This window comes from Microbacterium telephonicum (assembly GCF_003651225.1).
GTDB lineage: Bacteria > Actinomycetota > Actinomycetes > Actinomycetales > Microbacteriaceae > Microbacterium > Microbacterium telephonicum.
This window is the reverse complement of record NZ_RCDB01000001.1, coordinates 537,904-558,703: the sequence shown is the minus strand read 5'-3', so window position 1 is coordinate 558,703 and position 20,800 is coordinate 537,904. Positions and strand designations below refer to the sequence as shown.

Below are 20,800 nucleotides of genomic sequence, written 5' to 3'. Positions count from 1 at the left end.
TGATGGGTGCACGGGTTTCGATACGCGCGCTGCGCGCGCTACTCAACCACCGGAGGGTGCGGCCCCGCCCGGTCGTTGAGCGAGGAGCACAGCGACGAGTCGAAACGCCCCGAACCCGGCAGTGATGGAGGGTGCGCGGGTTTCGATACGCGCGCTGCGCGCGCTACTCAACCACCGGAGGGTGCGGCACGGTCGCAAACATACCGCCTGGTCGGTATGCTGGCTGGCGACGAGGAGGTTGCGATGTGGATCACCGGTGCGGTGCTCGACGAGACCGACGGGCGGATGCTCGCCCTCGAGGCGGTCGAACTGGACGGACCCGGGCCGGGCGAGCTGCTCGTGCGCATCGAGGCCGCGGGGGTCTGCCACTCCGACCTCAGCGTGGTCGACGGCACACGCCCGCGGCCGCTGCCCATGCTGCTGGGACACGAGGCCGCCGGCATCGTCGAAGCGACCGGGCCCGACGTCGCCGACGTCGCCGTCGGCAACCGGGTCGTCATGACGTTCCTGCCGCGATGCGGCCGCTGCGCCGGCTGCCACACCGAGGGACGCCTGCCCTGCATCGCCGGCAGCGCCGCCAACGCCGCGGGCGAGCTCGTGGGCGGCGGCCGTCGCCTGCGCCGCGCGACGGGTGAACCGGTGCACCACCACCTCGGTGTCAGCGCGTTCGCCACGCACGCGGTCGTCGATCGCACCTCCGTCGTGCCCGTCGACGCCGACGTGCCCGCCGAGGTCGCGGCGCTGCTGGGATGCGCGGTGCTCACCGGCGGCGGCGCCGTGCTCAACGCGGGCCGACCCGCCTCCGGCGAACCGGTCATCGTCGTCGGCCTCGGCGGGGTCGGGATGGCGGCGCTGCTCGTCGCGCGCGCCCTCGGCCACGACGTCGTCGGCGTCGACGCCGTGCCCGCCAAGCTCGAGCAAGCCCGCGCGCTCGGCGCCGCCGACGCGTGGGAGCCGCAGGCCGCGGTGGAGCGCGGCGTCCGCGCCCCCGTCGTCGTCGAGGCGGCGGGATCGGCCCGCGCGTTCGAGACGGCCTTCGTCCTGACTGCTCCGGGCGGCACGACCGTCACGGTCGGACTGCCGGCCCTCGACGCCCTCGCCCAGGTGTCGCCGCTCACGCTCACCGCCGAGGCGCGCACCGTCGTCGGCAGCTACCTCGGCTCGGCGGTGCCGGCGCGCGACATCCCGCGGTACGTGCAGCTGTGGCGCGACGGACTGCTGCCGCTGGAGAGCCTCATCTCCGACCGCATCGCCCTCGCCGACCTCCCCGACGCGTTCGCGCGGCTCGCGGCCGGCACGACGCTGCGCCAGCTCGTCGTCTTCTGATCCCTCCTTCCCACCGCCCCGCTCCCGAGAGGAACCCTCATGACCCGCACCGCCCTGGTGACCGGCGCCGCCCGCGGCATCGGCGCCGCCATCGCCCGCCGCCTCGCCTCCGACGGTCACGCCGTCGCCGTGCTCGACCTCGATGCCGGCTCCTGCGCCGACACCGTCGCGCAGATCACGGACGCCGGCGGGCGGGCGATCGCGGTCGGTGCCGACGTCGCCGATGCCGACGCCGTCGACCGCGCCGTGGCACAGGTCGTGGCCGAGCTCGGTGCGCCGACCGTGCTCGTCAACAACGCCGGGATCATCCGCGACAACCTGCTGTTCAAGATGAGCGTCGAGGATTGGGATGCCGTGCTGTCGGTGCATCTGCGCGGGGCGTTCCTGGTCACCCGGGCGGTGCAGGCGCACATGGTGGATGCCGGCTGGGGCCGCATCGTCACCCTGTCGTCGACGTCGGCCCTCGGCAACCGCGGCCAGGCCAACTACGCGGCGGCCAAGGCGGGGATGCAGGGGTTCACGAAGACCCTCGCGCTCGAACTCGGCCGGTACGGCGTCACGGCCAACGCGATCGCGCCGGGCTTCATCCAGACCGACATGACGCGCGCGACAGCGGAGCGGATCGGCGTGCCCTTCGACGACTTCGTCGCAGCGGCCACGCGCGAGATCCCGGTGGGACGGGCCGGCACCCCCGATGACATCGCCGCGGCCGCCTCGTTCTTCTGCCGTGAGGAGGCCGGGTTCGTGTCGGGCCAGGTGCTGTACGTCGCGGGCGGGCCGCGCGCATGAGCATCCACGTGCCGCACCCGTCGGAGCTGCCCGCCGCGGTCGGCCGCACCGCGGTCGGCGACTGGTACCGCATCGACCAGGAGCGCATCGCCGCCTTCGCCGAGGCGACCGAGGACCGGCAGTGGATCCACCTCGACGCGGACCGCGCCGCATCCGGGCCGTTCGGCGAAACGATCGCGCACGGGTATCTCACCCTGTCGCTGCTGCCGCATCTGACGGCGGGTCTGCTCGACGTCGCCGGCCTCGCGATGGCGGTGAACTACGGGCTTGACACCGTGCGGTTCCTGCAGCCGGTGCGCGCCGGTGCGCGCGTGCGCGCCCGCACCGAGATCGTCGCCGTCGCGCCCGCCCCGCAGGGGTTCCGGGTGAGCGCCCGCACGACGGTGGAAATCGAGGGGACCGACAAGCCGGCCCTCGTCGCCGAGACCATCGCCCTGCTCGTACCCGCCTGAGCGGCGCGGACGAGGGGCGGATGCCGCGCCTCACGACACGGCATCCGCCCCTCCTCCGGTGCCCTCGCTGCCGGGGTCAGACCCGCTCGATCACCATCGCCATGCCCTGACCGCCGCCGACGCACATCGTCTCGAGGCCGTAGCGGCCGCCGACGGCGTCGAGTCCGTTGAGGAGTGTCGCGGTGATGCGGGCGCCCGTCATTCCGAACGGGTGCCCGACCGCGATGGCGCCGCCGTGCACGTTCAGCCGCTGGGGATCGACGCCCAGCTCGCGCGCCGACGGCAGCACCTGCGCGGCGAAGGCCTCGTTGATCTCGACGAGGTCCATGTCGTCGATCGTCAGTCCGGCGCGATCGAGGGCGCGACGCGAGGCCGCGACGGGACCGAGGCCCATGATCTCGGGTGAGAGGCCCGACACCCCGGTCGCCACGATGCGGGCGAGCGGGCGGATGCCGAGCTCGTCCACGATGCGCTCCGAGACGACCACGAGCGCGGCGGCGCCGTCGTTGAGCGGGCAGCAGTTGCCCGCCGTCACGGTGCCGTCGGGGCGGAAGACGGGTTCGAGGGCGGCGAGCGCCTCGACGGTCACGCCGGGCCGGGGCCCGTCGTCGGCGGAGACGATCGTGCCGTCGGGGAGCGTCACCGGCGTGATCTCCCGCGCCCAGAACCCCGACGCGATCGCCGCTTCGGCGCGCTGCTGCGAGCGGGCGGCGAACGCGTCCTGGTCGTCGCGGGTGACGCCGCGCAGCTGCGCCACGTTCTCGGCGGTCTGCCCCATCGCGATGTAGGGGTCGGGGAGGAGCCCCGTGTCGCGGGGATCGCGCCACACCGGCGTCCCGGCCGCGGCGCGCTCCGCGGAGGCGGCCAGCGCCGATGCGAAGCGCGGGTTGACGGCCGTGGGCAGGTCGGATGCGCCGGCTGCGTAACGGGAGACCGATTCGACGCCGGCGGAGACGAACACGTCGCCCTCCCCGGCCCGGATGGCGTGGAACGCCATCCGGGTGGTCTGCAGCGACGACGAGCAGTAGCGGTTGACCGTCGTGCCAGGCACCGTGTCCCAGCCGAGCAGCACCGCGACGATGCGCGCCAGATTGAACCCCTGCTCGCCGGCGGGCTGGCCGGTGCCGAGCAGCAGATCGTCGATGCGGTCGGGGTCCAGACCCGGCAGCTGCGTCAGGGCGGCCGCGACCATCTGTGCGGCGAGGTCGTCGGGACGCATCCCCACCAGGGAGCCCTTGCGGGCGCGGCCGATCGGCGAGCGGGCGACGGCGGCGATGTAGGCCTCGGTCATCGCGGGCCTCACACGAACGCCGCGATGCCGGTGATCGCGCGCCCCACGATGAGGGAGTTCATGTCGTACGTGCCCTCGAACGTGTACACGGCCTCCGCGTCGGCGAAGTAGCGGGCCACGCTGTAGCCGGGCGGGATGTCGGCGCCGAGCTGCTCGTGCCCGCCGAGCTGGATGCCGTTGCCGCCGCAGATCTCGCGCGCGAGGGCGACGACCTCCCGCATCCGCGCCGTGACGAACGCCTTCGCCATCGCCGCCTGCTGGTCGGTCTGCTCCCCCTCGTCCTGCAGCTGGGACACACGCACGCACAGGGCCGTGGATGCGGTGATCGCCGCGAGGGCGTCGGCGAGCTTCTGCTGCACGAGCTGGTAGGACGCGATCGGCTTGCCGAACTGCACGCGGTGCGCCGCGTACGCGACGGCGCACTCGTAGGCGCCGACGGCAACCCCCAGCGCCTGCCAGGCGACGTCGGCGCGGGTGAGTCGCAGCACCACGGCGACGTCTCGGAACCCGCCGATGCGCTGCAGCCGGTCGTTCTCGGCGACGATGACGTCCTCGAGCAGGATGTCGGCGTTCTCGACGGCGCGCAGCGACTGCTTGCGCGCGATGGTCGTCGCCGAGAACCCGGGCGTCGGAGTGCGCACGAGGAAACCCTTCACCTGGTCGTCGGCGACATCGCGCGCCCAGATCACGACGAGGTCGGCGAAGGCGCCGTTGCCGATCCACCGCTTGGCGCCGTTGAGCACCCAGTGGTCACCGCGGCGCTCGGCGGTCGTCTCGAGCCCTTTCGCGGTGTCCGACCCGTGCCCGGGTTCGGTGAGCCCGAACGCCGCGATCAGCTCGCCCGCGGCGAGCTTCGGCATCCACTCGGCCCGCTGCTCCTCCGAGCCGCCGACGGCTATCGCCGTCATCGCGAGTCCGGAGTGCACACCGATGAAGGTCGCGGTCGACGGATCGGCGCGCGAGATCTCCATCGCCACCCAGCCGCGGAACAGCGCGCTGTTGTCGAAGTGGCGGGTGCGTTCGAACGCGTTCGCGTACAGCCCCAGTTCGGCGATGCGCGGGACGAGATGCCGGGGGCTGCGCGCCTGCTCCCAGTGGTCGTCGGCGAAGGGGCGCACCTCGGCATCGAGGAATGCGCGGATGCGACCGAGCGCGCGCTGCTCGGTATCGGTGAGGGTCTGCTGGAAGCGGTAGAAGTCCGCCTCCAGCACGGGCGCGAGGGCGTCGGATGCGGCCGTCTCGGCGTGCATGCCCTCCAGGGTGAACGTCATCGTGTCCTCCACGTCGTCGTCGATCGTGTTGCGGCGCGGGTGCGCCTGACCCGAGTATGCATCATCTTGGAGAATGTTGCACAACGAATCCGAAAACGTTGCACCGCTGGGCGGCGTCGAGAGTAGAGTGCGAGCGTGACCACCGCGCAGACCGCCGCTCCCACCGACGAGATCGGCCGGATCGGGCTCGACGCCGCTCCCTCCTGGCTGTCCTCACGCCTGCGCGGTGGCGAGCATCCCGACGCCGTCCGCGCGTTCGAGGGCGCGCGCGACGTGTTCATCTCGGGTCGGCGTATCGACATGGGCACCCTCGCCGCGGGACTCGGCGTCGACCGGACCTCGCTGTTCCGCTGGGTCGGCAACCGCGACGCCCTGCTGAGCGAAGTGCTGTGGTCGCTCGCCGTGCCGACGCTCGTGCACGCCGATGCGGCCACCGCCGACCGGCCCGCCGGCGCCGGACGCATCGCCGACCTGCTCACCCGGTTCGTCGACGACCTCAACACCGCCGACTACTTCCGCGACTTCCTCCGCCGCGAGCCGGCGCGCGCACTGCGCCTGCTCACGACGAAGGAGAGCCCGATCCAGCGGCGCTACGTCGCAAGTGTCGAGTGGCTGCTGGCGCGCGACCTGGCCGGCGGCGACCGCGACGCGGTGCTCGGCGGGGCGATCGACGCGCGCTCCCTCGCCTATCTGCTCGTGCGGGTGTCGGAGACGTTCACGTACGCCGACCTCATCTCGGGAGACCAGCCCAGCGCGCAGCGCGCCCACCAGGCGTTCCGGTTGCTGCTGCACGCCGACTGACCCCGCCGCCCGCCGGCGCGTCCGGCCCGACTCGAGGAGGAGTCCATGACCGACTACCGCGTGCGCGTGCCGTTCGGCACCCGCTGGAACGACAACGACCAGTACGGCCATCTCAACAACACCGTCTACTACGAGGCGATGGACACCGCGGTGAACGCCTGGATGATCCGGGCGGGCGGTCTCGACCCGCACGGCGGCGGCCCGATCGGCCTGTGCGCCGCTTCGGCCTGCGAGTTCCACGCCTCGACGGGTTTCCCCGCGGCGCTCGAGGTCGGGATCGCCGTGGAGCGGCTCGGGACGACGAGCATCACGTGGGACCTCGGCATCCTGGTCGCCGGCGACGAAGGGCCGATCGCGACCGGCCGCTTCACGCACGTCTTCGTTGATGCCGGCACCCGGCGCCCGACGCCCCTCCCGGCGTCACTGCGGACGGCGGTGGCGCGCGATCTGGCCGTCGCCGCCGCGGCCCGCTGACCAGGAACGGCGAAGTGTCCCGCGTTGATTCGCCGCCGATCGCACACATACCGACCATCCGGTATGCTGGCGACGCACACCAGCGACGGTGGCGGAAAGGCGCGACGATGACCGACACTCCCGGACTCGACGTGCGAGGCCTCGAAGCCTGGCTCGCGCGGTGCCACCCCGACCTCGCCGACGGCGCGCTGACCGCCGAGGTGATCCCCGGCGGACGCAGCAACCTGACCTACGCCGTGATCGGAGCCCGGCGACCGCTCATCGTGCGGCGCCCCCCGCTCGGTCACGTGCTCTCCAGCGCCCACGACATGCGCCGGGAGCACCGCGTGATCTCCGCACTGTCGACGACCCGCGTGCCCGTCCCCCGCGTCGTGGAGGTCGTCGACGACACCGCAGCGGGAGAGGTGACCGCGACGGTGTTCTTCGTCATGGAGCGGGCCCCCGGCATCGTGCTCGCCTCGCGCGCGCAGAACGCCGCGTACACCGCGTCCGGGCTCGGCAGGCTCGGCATCCGCCTCGCGCAGCACCTCGCCGACCTGCACGCGGTCGACCCGGAGGCCGTGGGCCTCGGCGACTTCGGCCGGCCCGACGGCTACCTGCGTCGACAGCTGTCGACGTGGCGCCGCCAGCTCGACGCGTCGCGCTCCCGCGAGACACCCGCCCTCGACGCCCTGCAGGAGAGCCTCGCCGCCGACCTTCCGGCATCCGCGCGCACCGGCATCGTCCACGGCGACTACCGGCTCGACAACGCGCTCGTTGTTGGCTCGGGCGACGACCCGCGCATCTCCGCGATCCTCGACTGGGAGATGGCGACACTCGGCGATCCGCTCGTCGACCTCGGGATGCTCGGCCTGTACTGGACGATCGCCGACCTCGACGGCTTCGGCGGCGCCGTGCCGAGCGCGGTCGACGTCGCCGCGGGCTACCCCGACTTCACCGGAGTCGTCGACGCGTACGCCGCGCACGCCGGCATCCGCGTGCCCGACCTGCGCTGGTACCGCGCCTTCGCGGCGTACAAGCTCGCGGTGATCCTCGAGGGCATCCATTACCGCTTCCGCGCCGGCGAGACCGTCGGCGCGGGCTTCGACCGGATGGGCGCCCTCGTCGAACCCCTCGCCCGCCGCGGACAGGAGGTGCGCTGATGGATTTCTCATTCGACCCCGCCACGCAGGAGCTGCTCGCCCAGGCCCGGGCCTTCGTCGACGACCGGGTACTGCCGGCTGAACCGCAGCTCGACGCCGAGCTGGCGGCGACGCCGGACCGGTGGGACGTGCGGCCCGTCGTGCGTCGCCTGCAGCATCAGGCCCGCGCCGAAGGACTGTGGAACCTGTTCCTGCCGGGAGAGGCGGGCGCGGGACTCTCGAACGTGTCGTACGCTCCGATCGCCGAGGCGACCGGCTGGAGTCCGCGGCTGGCCCCGGCGGCCTTCAACTGCGCCGCCCCCGACACCGGCAACATGGAGGTGCTCGCCGAGTTCGGCACTCCCGCCCAGCAGGAGCGGTGGCTCGCGCCCCTGCTGCGCGCCGACATCCGCTCCGCGTTCTGCATGACCGAGCCCGACGTCGCCTCCTCCGACGCCACCAACATCGGCACCCGCATCCGCCGCGATGGCGACCACTACGTGATCACCGGTCGCAAGTGGTGGTCGACGGGCGCGATGAACCCGGATGCGGCGATCTTCATCGTCATGGGCAAGACCGATCCCGACGCCGCGAGGCACCGCCGGCAGTCGATGATCCTCGTGCCGCGCGACACCCCGGGAGTGCGGGTCGTGCGCCCGCTCACGGTCTTCGGATACGACGATCGCGACCACGGCGGGCACGCCGAGATCGCCTTCGACGATGTGCGGGTCCCGGCCGCGAACCTCATCGCCGGCGAAGGCGACGGCTTCGCGATCGCGCAGGCGCGCCTGGGCCCGGGCCGCATCCACCACTGCATGCGCGCGCTCGGCACCGGCGAGCGCGCCCTTGCGCTCATGACCGAGCGGGCCCGCACCCGCACCGCCTTCGGCGGGCCGCTCGCCGACCAGGGCGTCGTGCGCGAATGGGCCGCCGAGGCGCGGGTGCAGCTGGAGGCGCTGCGGCTGCTCGTGCTGAAGACGGCCTGGCTCATGGACACCGTCGGCAACCGTCGCGCGATGACCGAGATCCAGGCGATCAAGGTCGCCGTCCCTCGCGCCGTCCTGCAGATCGTCGACCGCGCCATCCAGCTCCATGGCGGCGCGGGAGTGTCGGGCGACACCCCGCTGGCCGAACTCTATGCCGGTGTGCGCTCCCTGCGCATCGCGGACGGCCCCGACGAAGTGCATCTGTCGAGCCTCGGTCGCAGCCAGCTGCGCGCGGGCGCGACCCCCTGACGCTCCCCTCTCAACGACGAAAGGACCCCACCCGTGCACCTGTCCGACCCCGCCATCGACGGCCCCGGCCACGCGACCCTCTCGGTCGCCGGCATCCTGGCCGAATCGGCGCGCCGCCACGGCGACCGCCCCGCCCTGCATTTCGCGGGCACCACGATCACATACGCCGGCCTGTGGGCGCAGACGCGCGCCTACGCCGGGGCGCTGCGGGCGCGGGGCATCGGCCCCGGCAGCCGCGTCGCGATGCAGATCCCGAACGTCCCCGACTTTCCGCGCGTCTACTACGCGGTCCTCGCCCTCGGCGCGGTGGTCGTGCCGGTGCACCTGCTCTTCAAGACGGAGGAGATCGCGCACGTGCTGCGCGACGCCGACGCCGACCTGCTCGTCGTCGCGGCGCCCCTGCTGGGCGAGGCGCTGCCGGCCGCGGCGGCGACCTCGACGCCGGTCGTGACGGTGCTGCTGCCCGCCGATGCGCCCGATCCGGTGCGCGACCTGCCGCGGCTGGAGACCGAGGCGGCGGCCGCGGCGCCGCTCGTGCGGCATGCGGCCACGTCGCCGAGCGACCCCGCGACGATCCTCTACACGAGCGGCACGACCGGCATCCCGAAGGGCGCGGTCGGCTCGCACCTGTCGATCGTCGAGCAGGTGCACTGCACACTCATCGACTCGTTCGACCTGAACGCGGACGACGTCGTCTTCGGCGGGCTGCCGCTGTTCCACACGTTCGGTCAGACGGCGGTCATGAACATCGCCTTCCGCGCCGGCGCCTCGATCATCCTGCTGCCGCGCTTCGACGCCGACGAGGCGCTCGCCCTCATGATCGCGCACGACGCGACGGTGTTCACGGCTGTCCCCACGATGTACGTCGGCCTCATCGAGAGTGGGCGGCGCACCGCCGTCCGTCCCCCGCTGCGGTACGCCGTCTCGGGCGGCGCCGCATTGCCGGTCGCCGTGCTCGAGGCATTCCGCGCCGAGTTCGGGGCCGACGTCCACGAGGGGTACGGCCTGACCGAGACCGCCCCGATCGTCTCGACCAATGCGCTGACCGAGCCGATCCGGCCCGGCACGGTCGGGCGCGCCCTGTGGGGAGTCGACGTCGCGGTCGCCGACTCCGGGATCGACGACCGCGTCGTGCTGCTCGACGGGGCGGGCGAGCTCGGCGAGATCGTCGTGCGCGGCCACAACCTCTTCAAGGGCTACCTCGGACGGCCCGAAGCCACCGCCGAGGCCGTCGTAGACGGGTGGTTCCGCACCGGCGACCTCGGCACCTACGTCGACGGCGTGCTGACGATCGTCGATCGCAAGAAGGACATGATCGTGCGCTCCGGCTACAACGTGTACCCGAGCGAGGTCGAGGCGGTGCTCGCGCGCCATCCCGGCATCGGTCTCGCGGCGGTTTTCGGCGTGCCCGACGACGTGCGCGGCCAGGAGGTGCACGCGGCCGTCGTGGCACTGGAGGGCCACGACCTCGACGCCGACGAGGTCGTGGCATTCGTGCGGGACCGGCTCGCCGCCTACAAGTACCCCCGCGTCGTCCACATCGTCGACGCGCTCCCCCTCGGTGGGAGCGGCAAGGTGCTCAAGCGGGAGCTCGTCCGCACCCTCGCCCCGCAGCCGGCCGCGGCCGACTGACCGAGGCGCCACGACCGCACGCCCACGACGAAGGCCCGGCACCGTGAGGGTGCCGGGCCTTCGTGATGCGGCGTCAGTCGCCGGGGATGCCGTCGGTCACGAAGGCGACCGGGGCCGTCTCCGCGGTGCGCACCTCGTCGCCGTCGACCTCGTAGCTCGCGCCGACGTAGTCCTGCACGCCCTGGTCGACCACGGTGATGCCGACACCACGGTAGGCGGCATGGTCGTCTGCCGAGAAGGCGAGCGGCAGCATCCCGTCGCCGGCGAGCCCGCCCGACTCGATCGCCTCGATCAGCGACGCGCGCGTGGGGTTCTCGCCGGCGGCGGCGAGCGCCTCGGCGAACAGGTAGGCGACGCTCATGCCGTAGACGGTGTTGCCGTCGAACGCGGCACCGCCGTTGTACTCGTCGTTGATCTGGCGGAACAGCGCGACCCACTCCGAGTCGCCGCCCGCGGCGGGCAGATAGTTGGTGCCGGTGAGTCCCTGCAGCAGCTTCGGCCCGAGGTCCTCGCCGAGGTAGCCGACGAGGGTCGGGTAGTCGGCACCCGACGACGACGAGAACCACTTCGGGAACCAGCCGAGGTGCGCAGCGGTGCCGACCGCGAGCGCCGTGAACCCGTTGATCGTCCCGAGGATGTTGATCTCGCAGCCGGCCGCTTTGAGGGCGCCGATCTGCGCCGTGACGTCCTGATTCGAGACGGCGTAGCGCTCGACGTGCGCGAGCCCGCCCTCGCCGAGGGCGAGCTCGGCACCCTCGAGCATCTCGTCGCCGAAGTCGTCGTCCTGCCCCAGCAGACACACCTTCTGACCGGCGAACTCGTCGGCGGCGTACGAGGCGAGGGCCGCCCCCTCGACGACGTAGTCGGCGTTGAACCCGAAGGTATACGGGTAGGTCTCCGGGTCGTTCCAGGTCGTGGAACCGGAGGCGACGAACAGGTCCGGCACCGAGTTCTGGTTGAGGTAGTCGAGCACGGCGGTGTGCGTCGGGGTGCCCAGTCCGTTCACGAGGGCGAAGATCTCGTCCTGCTGCACGAGTTCGCGCACCACCGTCTGGGTGTTGGCGGGGTTGTAGCCGTCGTCCTTGACGATGTAGTCGATCGTGCGCCCGTGCACGCCGCCGTGGGCGTTGAGGTAGGCGAAGTAGGCCGACGCGGCGGCCGAGATCGACGAGTATCCGGCCGCGGCCGGTCCCGTGAGCGGCGTGTGCGTGCCGATCGTGACGGTGTCGTCGGTGACACCGGGCACGTCCTCCGATTCGGCGGACGACACGGCGGCGGGCGAGCTGCATCCGGCCAGGGCGACGACGGCGAAGACGCCGGCGATCGCCGCGGCACGGATGGTGTGGTGCTGTGACATGGTCACCTCTTTCTGTCTGGTGTGCGGGTGGGAAGGGATGCGGGGACGGCGGCCTCGTCGGCGGCGCGGTGGGCGGACGCGGCCGGTGCCGGAGCGACGGATGCCGAGGCGGAGCGCTCGGCGACGGTGGCGGCGGGGATGTCGGACGCGGGAGCGGCGGAGCCGGGGGCACGGCGACGCCGGGGGCGCAGACTCGCGAGACCGCCGGGGCGCACGAGGATCATCACCGTCAGCAGGGCGCCGAAGACGAGCACCGGCAGATTGCCGCTGAGGCGCTGCGCGGCCTCCGCGGGGAGGGACGCGGTGAGCGTGCCGAGCACCCACGGCACGAGCACGATGAGGGCGGCGCCGATCGCGGCGCCGCCGACGCTGCCGAGGCCGCCGACGACCACCGCGACGACGAGCAGCAGCGAGAACGCGAGCGTATAGGCACCGGGGCTGACCGACTGCGTCACGAAGCACAGCAGCGCTCCGCCGACGCCCGCTGTCACCGCGCTGAGCGCGAAGGCGCCGACTTTGACGCGACCGCTGCGGATGCCGCTGATGCGTGCGGCGGTCTCGTCGTCGCGCACGGCCCGCATCCACAGTCCCCAGCGTCCGCGGCACACCGCCACGAGCGACGTGACGACGATCCCGGTCACGAGGATCGCCACCCACGCCTGCCACTGCTCGAGCACCATGATCGACGCCAGTGCGCTCGGCACCGGATCGGGGCGGATCTGCAGACCCTGATCGCCGCGCAGCACCGGCGAGAACACCGTCGCGACGGCGGGCAGCGCGATGACGACGGCGAGGGTGACCCCGGCGAGGTACGGTCCGCGCAGGCGGGCCGCCGCGAGTCCGAGCAGCCAGCCGACGGCTGCGGCGAGCAGGACCGCGGCGAGGAGGGAGAGGAGGAAGCGCGGCGCCCCGCCGACACCGACCTCGGTGAGCGCGCGCGCGGTCAGGGCGTAGCCGTAGCCGCCGGCCGCCATGAGCGCGGCGTGGCCGAGCGACAGTTGTCCGGTCCAGCCGACGAGCACGGTGAGGCCGGCCGTCGCGCAGAAGGTCGCCGCGATGGTCGCGAGCTGGAAGTTGCGGTAGGGATCGAGCGCGAACGTCGCCGCGAGGGCGAGCGCCGTGAGCACAGCGCCGCGAACGAGAACTCCGCGGATTCCGACGCGGCGTGCGGCGGTGTTGCGGATGAGGGCGGTGCGGATGCCGTTCATGCGCTCCTCGCCTCCCGCAGCGAGAAGACCCCGGCGGGCCTGACCAGCAGCACCGCGACCAGCAGCGCGAGCACTCCGATCGGGGCGACGCTCGCGCCGAGGTAGCCCGTGACGAGGGTCATCGCGACGCCGACGACGAGGCCACCGAACAGCGCGCCGGCGGGCGAGTCGAGACCGCCCACGACCGCCACCGTGAATGCGTACACGAACAGCACGTCGGTGGCATGCGGGTTGAGTCCCAGTTCGGTGGGCATCAGCAGCATCGCGGCCAGCGAGGCGACGGCGGCCGACAGCATCCACCCCATCGTGACCATGCGTCCTACCCGCACGCCCAGCACGCGCGAGACCTCGGGCGCGAACGCGGAGGCCCGCATCTGCAGCCCGAGGGTGGTCCGCGCGAACAGGACGGCGAGCACGGCCATGACCCCGAGCGCGACGACCAGCACGAACAGGTCGTAGGGCGAGAGCAGCGGGACGCCGCCGACGAGGATCGGGCTGTCGTCGATCGGCGCGCGCACGGGGCGGTACTGCGGACCGAACGCGATGCCGAGCGCCGACTGCAGCACCATCACGAGCCCGATCGCGGCGATGACGCCCGTGAGGGGGCGACCTGCCGGAGCGAAGCGCATCACACCGCGCTCGACGACGAAGCCGATGGCGGCGCCGGCGACGATCCCGCAGGCGAGCCCGGCCCAGTACGAGCCGCTGAGGGCCGTCGCGGCGAAGGCGATGTACGACGCGACGAGGGCCATCGCTCCCTGCGCGAAGTTGACGATGCGCGCGGCGCGCCAGATGAGCACGAGCGACAGGGCGAACAGGGCGAACACGGCGCCACGGGCGAGGCCGGTCGCGAAGAGGAAGAGGAGTCGGTCCATGAGAGCTTTCGTGTCGGATGCGGAGCTCAGAAGCCCAGGTAGGCGCGGCGCAGGGCGCTGTCAGCGGCGAGGGTGGCGGCGGGAGCGTCCGCCACGATCCGGCCGAGATCGAGCACGACGCCGCGTCCTGCGACAGACAGCGCCCCCGTCACGTTCTGCTCGGCGAGCAGCACCGTCATCCCGCGCTGCCGCGCGGCGTCGCGGAGCACCTCCATCAGGTGGGCGACCACGAGGGGTGCCAGCCCGAGCGACGGCTCGTCGAGCGCCAGCAGAGCGGGCTCGGCCACGAGCGCGCGGCCGAGGGCGAGCATCTGGCGTTCGCCGCCGGAGAGCTGATGGCCCGCGCTGACGCGCCGGCGGGCGAGCGGCTCGAACAGGTCGTAGACCTCGGCAACGGCGGCCTCCCGTGCCGCGCCGCGGTGGCGCCACAGGGCGCCGAGTCGCAGGTTCTCGTCGACGGTGAGTTCGGCGACGACGCTCTGCCCGTCGGGGACGAGCGCGAGCGCACGGCGGGCGCGCTGCTCGGTGCGCAGGCCCGCGAGCTCGTGGCCGTCGAGGCGCACCGACCCGGCCGCGGGCACGAGGCCGACGAGCGCGCGCAGGAGGGTCGTCTTCCCGGCACCGTTGGCGCCGAGCAGTGCCACCACCTCGCCGGCGTCCAGGCGCAGATCGAGTCCGTCCAGCACGGGCGCGCCGCCGTAGCCGACGGTGAGGCCGGTGATCTCGAGGCTCGCCCCGGTGCCCGTCGCGACGGTCATGCCTCGACCCGCCGTCCGAGGTAGGCCTCTTCCACGCGCGAATCCGCCCGGATCTCGTCGGGGTGGCCGGTCGCGATGACCTCGCCGAAGTCGAGCACGACGATGCGGTCGGCGAGCGCCATGACGAAGTCGACGTGGTGTTCGACCAGCAGCACGGCGCACCCCGCGGCGGCGACGGCGCGGACGGCATCACCCAGCTCGCCGATGTCGTCGGCGCCGAGTCCGCCGGCCGGCTCGTCGAGCAGCAGCAGCGCGGGCTCGGTGACGAGCGCGCGGGCGAGGGCGACCCGTTTGCGGTCGGGGTAGGACAGGGCCGCGACCGGCGTGCCGGCCAGGTCGCCGAGGCGCAGGCGCTCGAGGGCGTCGAGGACGCGGATCTCGGCATCCGTCCGGCCGGCGACGGGGGCCGCCACGTTCTCGCGCACCGTGAGGCCGTCGAACAGTCCCAGCCCCTGCAGCGTGCGCGCCACACCACGCCCGGTCAGATCCCACGAGTGACGCGGAGCGGGAGCGCCGTCGATGCGGACATCGCCCTGCCGGCGCACGAGGGCGCAGATCGCGTTGAAGACCGTCGTCTTGCCGGCGCCGTTCGGCCCGATGAGCGCGACGATCTCGCCCGGGTCGACGTGGAACGACACGCCGCCGACGGCGACGAGACCGCCGAAAGCGACGCGCAGGTCGCGCACGTCGAGCCGTGGCGTGACGGTGGTGGAGAGCGGGGACATCGGCACCTCTTCGTGTCGGTTGTCGTCAGGATAACAAAGAAACCGACCGGGCGGTATGTTCTCGTTGCACCGATCTCCGCCCGGTCTCGCACGGCGGGGGTCAGCGGTGCGGGATGCCGGCGATCATGCCGCCGTCGACGACGAACTCCGCGCCGCTCGTGAAGGCGGAGGCATCGGAGGCGAGGAACACGATCGTCCCCGCGAGGTCTTCGGGCTCGCCGGGTCGCCCCAGTGGGATGTCGAGGTGCGCGGGGTCGATGCGGGAGGTCATCTGCGTGCGGATGAAACCGGGGTGCACCGAATTCACGCGGATGCCGGCTGGGCCGAGCTCGACGGCGAGCGACTGCGAGAGACCGCGGACGCCGAACTTCGCCGCCGTGTAGGCGTGCACGCCGCGGCTGCCGCGCATCCCCTCGACCGAGGAGATGTTGATGATCGAGCCGCGGCCCTGCGCCTTCATCGCCGGGACGACGGCCCGGCATCCGAAGAACACGCCGGTGAGGTTGACGGCGATCGCGGCGTTCCACTTCTCGGTGGTGAGGTGCTCGATGGGCGCCGCGTTCGCGATGCCGGCGTTGTTGACGAGCACGTCGAGCGTCCCGAATCGGTGGAGGGTCTCGGCGACGACGTCCGCCCAGCGGTGCTCGTCGGTGACGTCGAGCACCGTCGCGTGCGCCGTGGCGCCGGTCGGGTCGAGCGTGCGCGCGAGGGCCGACCCCTCGGCGTCGAGCAGGTCGGCGACGACCACGCGGGCACCGGCGGCGTGCAGCGCGCTCACGTAGGCGGCACCGATGCCGCGGGCGCCTCCCGTGACGAGGCACACACGTCCGGCGAGATCGGTCACGGTGCGATCCGGATGACGACCCGTCCCACCGTGTCGCCGCAGGCGAGCGCGGTGAGCGCGTCGGGCGCACTCTCGAACGCCACGGCATGGTCGACGACGGGGACGATGCGACCGGCATCCGCGAGTCGGGTGAGTTCGCGTCGCGCATCGTCGACGAGGTCGGGGCGGATGCCGGGATACATGCCCCAGTGCAGGCCGAGCACCGTGTAGTTCTTCACGAGGACGTGGCCGGCGGGCACGGTCGGGATGGTGCCGCCGGCGAACCCGATGACGACCAGGCGCCCCTCGAACGCGATGCACTTCGTCGAGGCGACGAAGGCGTCGCCGCCGACCGGGTCGACCACGACGTCGGCGCCGTGGCCCGCGGTGGCGGCTTTCACGCCCGCGGCGATGTCGTCGACGCCACGCACGAGCACGACCTCGGCGCCGGCGGCGCGCGCCGTCTCGGCTTTGACCTCGGAGCCGACGACGCCGATCACCTGGGCGCCGGCGGCGACGGCGAGCTGCACCGCGGCCAGGCCCACGCCGCCGGCCGCGGCGTGGACGAGCACCCACTCCCCCGGCTGCAGCGCTGCGCGGCGGTGCAGGGCGAACCAGGCGGTCTGGTAGGCGACGGTCAGGCCGGCGGCGGACACGTCGTCGAGCGACGCGGGGGCGAGCCAGACGTCGGATGCCGGGAGCACCGCGTACTCCGAGAGCACCCCGATCTTCGACCCCAGCACCCGGTCGCCGGGCGCGAACCCGGAGACGCCGGCGCCGACGGCGGTCACATCTCCGACGAGTTCGATGCCGGGGACGAACGGAAGCTCGGGCTTCACCTGGTACTCGCCGCGGCACAGCAGGACGTCGGGGAAGTTCGCCGCGACGGCGCGCACCCGCACCTGCACCTCTCCGGCGGCCGGCGCTGGCACCGGCACCTCGTCGAGCGAGAGCACGTCGGCCGGCTCGCCGAGGCGGGTCACGCGCCAGGCGCGCATGGTGTCGGGTGCGATGTCGCCGTCGTCAGGCATCCGGTCTCCTCAAACTCGTCAGGAACAGGTCGGTCAGCTGCGACGCGACCAGGGTCTTGCTCTCGGGCCCGTCGGCCGAGTACCAGTGCGACAGGTAGTGCACGTCGCTGAAGAAGTGCGCGACGAGCATGGCCTGCGGGATGTCGTCGCGGTAGATGCCGTCGCGCTGTCCGCGTGCGATGAGCGCGGCGAACTCGTCGTGGTAGGCGCGGCGGCGGCGGATGACCTCCTGGCGGCGCGGCTCGGTGAGCATGTGCATCGACCGGAAGAACACGGCGCCTTCCCTGATGTAGTCGATTGAGGTCTCGAGCACGTCGACGCAGACCGCCCGCAGCACGTCGTCGACGTCGCCGCCTCGCGCGATGATGTCGTCGAGACGGGCCTTCTGCAGGGTGAGCAGGGAGTCGTAGACGCCGAACAGCAGGTCGTCTTTCGACTCGAAGTAGTGGTACATCGCACCCTTGGTCACCCCCGCGGCGGCGACGATCTGCTGGACGCTCGTGTTGGCGTAGCCCTGGGTGGCGAACAGCTCGACGGCAGCGCTCATGACGTCGTCGGCGACGTGGGAATCCTTCATGCCCTCATCTTCCCCCGGTGGCCGGCCCTGACCGTCACGCCAGTCCGACGATGCCGGCGCCGCCGTCGATCGTGAGGGTTTGTCCGGTGATCCAAGCGGCATCCGCGGAGAGGAGGAACGCGACGGGGCCGGCGACGTCGTCGGGTGCGCCCAGGCGCGCGAGCGGGTATCCGGCCGCGACCTCGGCTTCACGCCCGTCGAACAGTGCGCGCGCGAAGTCGGTCTTCACGACGGCGGGCGCGACGGCGTTGACGCGCACCCGCGGCGCCCATTCGAGGGCCAGCTGCTGCGTCAGGTTGATCACGGCGGCCTTCGACACCCCGTACAGCGCGATGCCGGGGCTCGCCCCCTGACCGGCGACGGAAGCGATGTTCACGATCGAGCGCGAGAGTCCGGCCGCGACGGCGTCGCGCGACCAGGCGAGCGTGGCGAGCACGTTCACGTCGAGGATTTTGCGCGCTGCGGCGAGGTCGAGCTCGGCGAGCGTGCCGTAGACCGGGTTGATCCCGGTGTTGTTCACGAGGTGGTCGAGCCGGCCGTGCCGCTGCGCGACGTGGCCGAAGACTTCGGCGCGATGGTCGGGATCGTCGGCGCGCCCGGCGACGACGGATGCCGCAGGCCCGAGCCGTGCGGCTGCGGCGTCGAGGGTCTCTCGGGTGCGTGCCGTGATCACGACCGACCCGCCTTCGGCGACGAGCCACTCGGCCACCGCGAACCCGATGCCGCGGCTCGCCCCGGTGACGATCGTCACCGTGCCGGCGAAACGTCCCTGCGTCATCTGCTCTCCCTCGCGCACATACCGGACAGTCGGTTTGTACCGTATCAGACTCCTCGCCCGCGTCGGCACCCGCGTCGACGAACTGCCCCCCTCCCGGTCGTTGAGCGAGGAGCGCAGCGACGAGTCGAAACGCCCCGGACCCGGCGGTGATGGTGGGCGCGCGGGTTTCGATACGCCGGCTGCGCCGGCTACTCAACCACCGGGGGTGCTGCTTCCGAACGTTGAGCGAGGAGCGGAGCGACGAGTCGAAACGCCCCGAGTTCCTCAGCCGATCGTGGGTGCGCGGGTTTCGATACGCCGGCTGCGCCGGCTACTCAACCACCGGAGGGGTGCGGCGGGTCCGTTCCCGGTCGTTGAGCGAGGAGCGCAGCGACGAGTCGAAACGCGTCGAGCTTGGCATCGGTGGGGGTGCAGGGGTTTCGATACGCCGGCTGTGCCGGCTACTCAACCACCGGTGGTTCCCGGTCGTTGAGCGAGGAGCGCAGCGACGAGTCGAAACGCGCTGAGCGCGACGGTGGTGTGTGCGCGGGTTTCGATACGCCGGATGCGCCGGCTACTCAACCACCGGGAAGTGCCGGTCGTTGAGTGAGGAGCGCAGCGACGAATCGAAACGCGTCGGGCTCGGCGGTGTTGGCGGGTGCGCGGGTTTCGATACGCCGGCTGCGCCGGCTACTCAACCACCGGATGGTGACTCCCGGTCGTTGAGCGAGGAGCACAGCGACGAGTCGAAACGCCCCGAACCCGGCATCGATGGCGGGTGCGCGGGTTTCGATACGCCAGCTGCACCGGCTACTCAACCACCGGACGGTGACCCCCGGTCGTTGAGCGAGGAGCACAGCGACGAGTCGAAACGCCCCGAACCCGGCATCGATGGGGGTGCGCGGGTTTCGATACGCGCGCTTTGCGCGCTACTCAACCACCGGGGCCAGAAGCCGTCAGAAGGGTGCGGGCTCGAACGATTCCGCGGCGGCGTCGGGTGGGGTGGCAGGGGTGAAGGCGACCGGGGGTTGGGGTGCGTCTTCTCTGTAGGTTCTGCCGAGGGGTGAGGTCCATTCCAGGACACCACCCGGGTGTTGTCGCACCCGCCACCTCGTGAATTGCTTCATCGAGTGATGCCGTTGACACAAGTGGGCGAGGTTGCCGAGGGTGGTGGGACCGCCGAGGTGGTGGTCGATGGTGTGGTCAATCTCGCAACGGCTCGCCGCCCTCCGGCACCCCGGGAACCGACAATGCTGATCCCTCGCGCGCAGGAACCGGCGCTGCGCCCAGGCGGGACGGTACCCGTCGACGGCGACGACCGTTCCCTTGACGGGGTCGGTGAGCAGTCGCGTGAGTGAGGGGGCCTGCGCGGCCAGGCACCGGGCGGTCTCGGCGTCGATCGGGGAACGACCCACCAGATCCGCCGGACCCTCATCGGCACCCACCAGAGTGAGCGCGGGCACGATCACCTGCACCTGGGCGCGGATCGCCCCGAGGGTTCCGGGCTGGTCCCCGGTCGCGGTCGGGTCCAGGGCGGGGGTTCCGGCGAGGAGCAAGTCTGTGAGCACATCCGTCCGCACCGCATCGATGCCGCGCTCGTCCCCGTCGCCCGGGTCGCGGGCGTCGATGACGGCCTGCGCCTGCTGGGTCAGCCGGTCGAGGATCGCGTCGCCGATCACCGTCGGGACGGTCGCGACGACGTCGCACATCCCGTCCCGGCCCGGAAACACCCGCACGCACCGGCCCGCGGCCGCGTCCTGGTGGCGTTCGGTGAACGTCCGGTCGGTGAACCGCTCGGCCAGCAGCTGCAGGATCGGACGGAGCCGGTTCGGGGTACGCCCCTCACATTTCTCGATCGCTTCAGCCTCGAACTCAGGGCGGCGGGCGGCGGGTACGACGTCACCGGCGTCGGTGATGACCTGCACCTGGCCCTTCGTGATCTCTCCCGACTCCCACGCCGCAAGCGTCAACGGGTACATCTCCACCAGAACCCGGGCATCCCCGATCCGCGCCTGCACGGTGCGGTCCGCCACATGCAGTACACCGCCGATCTCCGCCGCGATCGACCGCAGCGCCATGTCATGTTCCCGCACCCGCAGAGGCGACCCGGCGGTCTGCGCATCGGCGAGCTGACCGGCACGCGCCAACAGTCGCACCTCCGCGATCTGAGCATGACGCAGCTCGACCGTGTTCATTTCGAAGCCCGCGACGATCTCGCCCAAGACGGTGAGATCGTCCTCCGGGGCCGTGATCTTCGTGAACTTCGACATGCTCCGATTCTCCCACTGGCCTCGGAC

General features: G+C 72.3%; 20 protein-coding genes. 8 read left to right on the top strand and 12 right to left on the bottom strand.

The window, feature by feature from the left end:
• Positions 1-243 precede the first annotated feature (243 nt).
• Genes C7474_RS02745 through C7474_RS02735 form a run of 3 tightly spaced genes read left to right on the top strand, consistent with a single transcriptional unit; the run spans position 244 to position 2,567 of the window.
• Entirely contained in the window at positions 244-1,326 is a 1,083-nt protein-coding gene (locus tag C7474_RS02745; protein WP_121057413.1) for an alcohol dehydrogenase catalytic domain-containing protein, read from the top strand.
• Between the two features lie 39 nt (positions 1,327-1,365).
• Positions 1,366-2,115, top strand: coding sequence for a 3-oxoacyl-ACP reductase FabG (fabG, locus tag C7474_RS02740; RefSeq protein WP_121057412.1), 750 nt, complete (start codon positions 1,366-1,368; stop codon positions 2,113-2,115).
• The gene (locus tag C7474_RS02735; protein ID WP_121057411.1) at positions 2,112-2,567 is read left to right on the top strand and encodes a MaoC family dehydratase; all 456 of its coding nucleotides are present in this window, start codon (positions 2,112-2,114) and stop codon (positions 2,565-2,567) included. Before fabG ends, C7474_RS02735 begins: the two co-directional genes overlap by 4 nt.
• Before the next feature lie 76 nt (positions 2,568-2,643).
• Here C7474_RS02735 and C7474_RS02730 read toward each other — a convergent pair whose 3' ends face one another.
• Both C7474_RS02730 and C7474_RS02725 read right to left on the bottom strand, forming a co-directional pair.
• A complete protein-coding gene (locus C7474_RS02730) occupies positions 2,644-3,858 on the bottom strand; it encodes an acetyl-CoA C-acetyltransferase (RefSeq protein WP_121057410.1) in 1,215 nt (404 codons plus the stop codon).
• Positions 3,859-3,866: 8 nt separating this feature from the next.
• Entirely contained in the window at positions 3,867-5,129 is a 1,263-nt protein-coding gene (locus C7474_RS02725) for an acyl-CoA dehydrogenase family protein (RefSeq protein ID WP_199692348.1), read from the bottom strand.
• A 135-nt stretch (positions 5,130-5,264) separates the two neighbouring features.
• Between C7474_RS02725 and C7474_RS02720 the strand changes: the two genes are divergently transcribed.
• The 5 genes from C7474_RS02720 to C7474_RS02700 all read left to right on the top strand — a co-directional run bounded on the left by C7474_RS02720 (position 5,265) and on the right by C7474_RS02700 (position 10,392).
• Complete coding sequence (locus C7474_RS02720) at positions 5,265-5,930, top strand: QsdR family transcriptional regulator (protein WP_121057409.1); 666 nt, start codon at positions 5,265-5,267, stop codon at positions 5,928-5,930.
• A gap of 45 nt (positions 5,931-5,975) precedes the next feature.
• Positions 5,976-6,404, top strand: a complete 429-nt coding sequence (locus C7474_RS02715) for an acyl-CoA thioesterase (protein WP_121057408.1) — start codon at positions 5,976-5,978, stop codon at positions 6,402-6,404.
• Between the two features lie 107 nt (positions 6,405-6,511).
• Positions 6,512-7,546, top strand: coding sequence for a phosphotransferase family protein (locus C7474_RS02710; RefSeq protein ID WP_121057407.1), 1,035 nt, complete (start codon positions 6,512-6,514; stop codon positions 7,544-7,546).
• Complete coding sequence (locus C7474_RS02705) at positions 7,546-8,760, top strand: acyl-CoA dehydrogenase family protein (protein ID WP_121057406.1); 1,215 nt, start codon at positions 7,546-7,548, stop codon at positions 8,758-8,760. Before C7474_RS02710 ends, C7474_RS02705 begins: the two co-directional genes overlap by 1 nt.
• A gap of 33 nt (positions 8,761-8,793) precedes the next feature.
• Entirely contained in the window at positions 8,794-10,392 is a 1,599-nt protein-coding gene (locus C7474_RS02700; RefSeq protein ID WP_121057405.1) for an AMP-binding protein, read from the top strand.
• Positions 10,393-10,465: 73 nt separating this feature from the next.
• On the opposite strand, the gene C7474_RS02695 is transcribed toward C7474_RS02700, so the two are convergent.
• The 10 genes from C7474_RS02695 to C7474_RS02650 form a co-directional block, all read right to left on the bottom strand.
• Positions 10,466-11,749, bottom strand: a complete 1,284-nt coding sequence (locus C7474_RS02695) for an ABC transporter substrate-binding protein (protein WP_121057404.1) — start codon at positions 11,747-11,749, stop codon at positions 10,466-10,468.
• Positions 11,750-11,751: 2 nt separating this feature from the next.
• Positions 11,752-12,957, bottom strand: a complete 1,206-nt coding sequence (locus C7474_RS02690) for a branched-chain amino acid ABC transporter permease (RefSeq protein WP_121057403.1) — start codon at positions 12,955-12,957, stop codon at positions 11,752-11,754.
• Entirely contained in the window at positions 12,954-13,832 is an 879-nt protein-coding gene (locus tag C7474_RS02685) for a branched-chain amino acid ABC transporter permease (protein ID WP_121057402.1), read from the bottom strand. Before C7474_RS02685 ends, C7474_RS02690 begins: the two co-directional genes overlap by 4 nt.
• Before the next feature lie 26 nt (positions 13,833-13,858).
• Positions 13,859-14,590, bottom strand: coding sequence for an ABC transporter ATP-binding protein (locus C7474_RS02680; RefSeq protein ID WP_121057401.1), 732 nt, complete (start codon positions 14,588-14,590; stop codon positions 13,859-13,861).
• Positions 14,587-15,315 carry an ABC transporter ATP-binding protein gene (locus C7474_RS02675; RefSeq protein ID WP_121057400.1) on the bottom strand — a complete coding sequence of 243 codons (729 nt, stop codon included), beginning with the start codon at positions 15,313-15,315 and terminating at the stop codon, positions 14,587-14,589. Before C7474_RS02675 ends, C7474_RS02680 begins: the two co-directional genes overlap by 4 nt.
• Positions 15,316-15,415: 100 nt before the next feature.
• Complete coding sequence (locus tag C7474_RS02670; RefSeq protein WP_121057399.1) at positions 15,416-16,159, bottom strand: SDR family NAD(P)-dependent oxidoreductase; 744 nt, start codon at positions 16,157-16,159, stop codon at positions 15,416-15,418.
• Complete coding sequence (locus C7474_RS02665; protein WP_241965068.1) at positions 16,156-17,169, bottom strand: NADPH:quinone oxidoreductase family protein; 1,014 nt, start codon at positions 17,167-17,169, stop codon at positions 16,156-16,158. The genes C7474_RS02670 and C7474_RS02665 overlap by 4 nt, the downstream gene beginning before the upstream one ends.
• Positions 17,162-17,746, bottom strand: coding sequence for a TetR/AcrR family transcriptional regulator (locus C7474_RS02660; protein WP_121057397.1), 585 nt, complete (start codon positions 17,744-17,746; stop codon positions 17,162-17,164). The genes C7474_RS02665 and C7474_RS02660 overlap by 8 nt, the downstream gene beginning before the upstream one ends.
• Before the next feature lie 34 nt (positions 17,747-17,780).
• Complete coding sequence (locus C7474_RS02655) at positions 17,781-18,524, bottom strand: SDR family oxidoreductase (protein WP_121057395.1); 744 nt, start codon at positions 18,522-18,524, stop codon at positions 17,781-17,783.
• A 935-nt stretch (positions 18,525-19,459) separates the two neighbouring features.
• Entirely contained in the window at positions 19,460-20,773 is a 1,314-nt protein-coding gene (locus C7474_RS02650) for an HNH endonuclease signature motif containing protein (RefSeq protein ID WP_121057393.1), read from the bottom strand.
• Between the last annotated feature and the right edge of the window lie 27 nt (positions 20,774-20,800).

Coding starts and splice junctions, on each gene's coding strand:
- C7474_RS02705 (WP_121057406.1), top strand. CDS start 7,546: ATGGATTTCTCATTCGACCCCGCCACGCAGGAGCTGCTCGCCCAGGCC.
- C7474_RS02715 (WP_121057408.1), top strand. CDS start 5,976: ATGACCGACTACCGCGTGCGCGTGCCGTTCGGCACCCGCTGGAACGAC.
- C7474_RS02665 (WP_241965068.1), bottom strand. CDS start 17,169: ATGCCTGACGACGGCGACATCGCACCCGACACCATGCGCGCCTGGCGC.
- C7474_RS02690 (WP_121057403.1), bottom strand. CDS start 12,957: ATGAACGGCATCCGCACCGCCCTCATCCGCAACACCGCCGCACGCCGC.
- C7474_RS02650 (WP_121057393.1), bottom strand. CDS start 20,773: ATGTCGAAGTTCACGAAGATCACGGCCCCGGAGGACGATCTCACCGTC.
- C7474_RS02680 (WP_121057401.1), bottom strand. CDS start 14,590: ATGACCGTCGCGACGGGCACCGGGGCGAGCCTCGAGATCACCGGCCTC.
- C7474_RS02655 (WP_121057395.1), bottom strand. CDS start 18,524: ATGACGCAGGGACGTTTCGCCGGCACGGTGACGATCGTCACCGGGGCG.
- C7474_RS02735 (WP_121057411.1), top strand. CDS start 2,112: ATGAGCATCCACGTGCCGCACCCGTCGGAGCTGCCCGCCGCGGTCGGC.
- C7474_RS02675 (WP_121057400.1), bottom strand. CDS start 15,315: ATGTCCCCGCTCTCCACCACCGTCACGCCACGGCTCGACGTGCGCGAC.
- C7474_RS02725 (WP_199692348.1), bottom strand. CDS start 5,129: ATGACGTTCACCCTGGAGGGCATGCACGCCGAGACGGCCGCATCCGAC.
- C7474_RS02660 (WP_121057397.1), bottom strand. CDS start 17,746: ATGAAGGATTCCCACGTCGCCGACGACGTCATGAGCGCTGCCGTCGAG.
- C7474_RS02685 (WP_121057402.1), bottom strand. CDS start 13,832: ATGGACCGACTCCTCTTCCTCTTCGCGACCGGCCTCGCCCGTGGCGCC.
- C7474_RS02730 (WP_121057410.1), bottom strand. CDS start 3,858: ATGACCGAGGCCTACATCGCCGCCGTCGCCCGCTCGCCGATCGGCCGC.
- C7474_RS02745 (WP_121057413.1), top strand. CDS start 244: ATGTGGATCACCGGTGCGGTGCTCGACGAGACCGACGGGCGGATGCTC.
- fabG (WP_121057412.1), top strand. CDS start 1,366: ATGACCCGCACCGCCCTGGTGACCGGCGCCGCCCGCGGCATCGGCGCC.
- C7474_RS02695 (WP_121057404.1), bottom strand. CDS start 11,749: ATGTCACAGCACCACACCATCCGTGCCGCGGCGATCGCCGGCGTCTTC.
- C7474_RS02710 (WP_121057407.1), top strand. CDS start 6,512: ATGACCGACACTCCCGGACTCGACGTGCGAGGCCTCGAAGCCTGGCTC.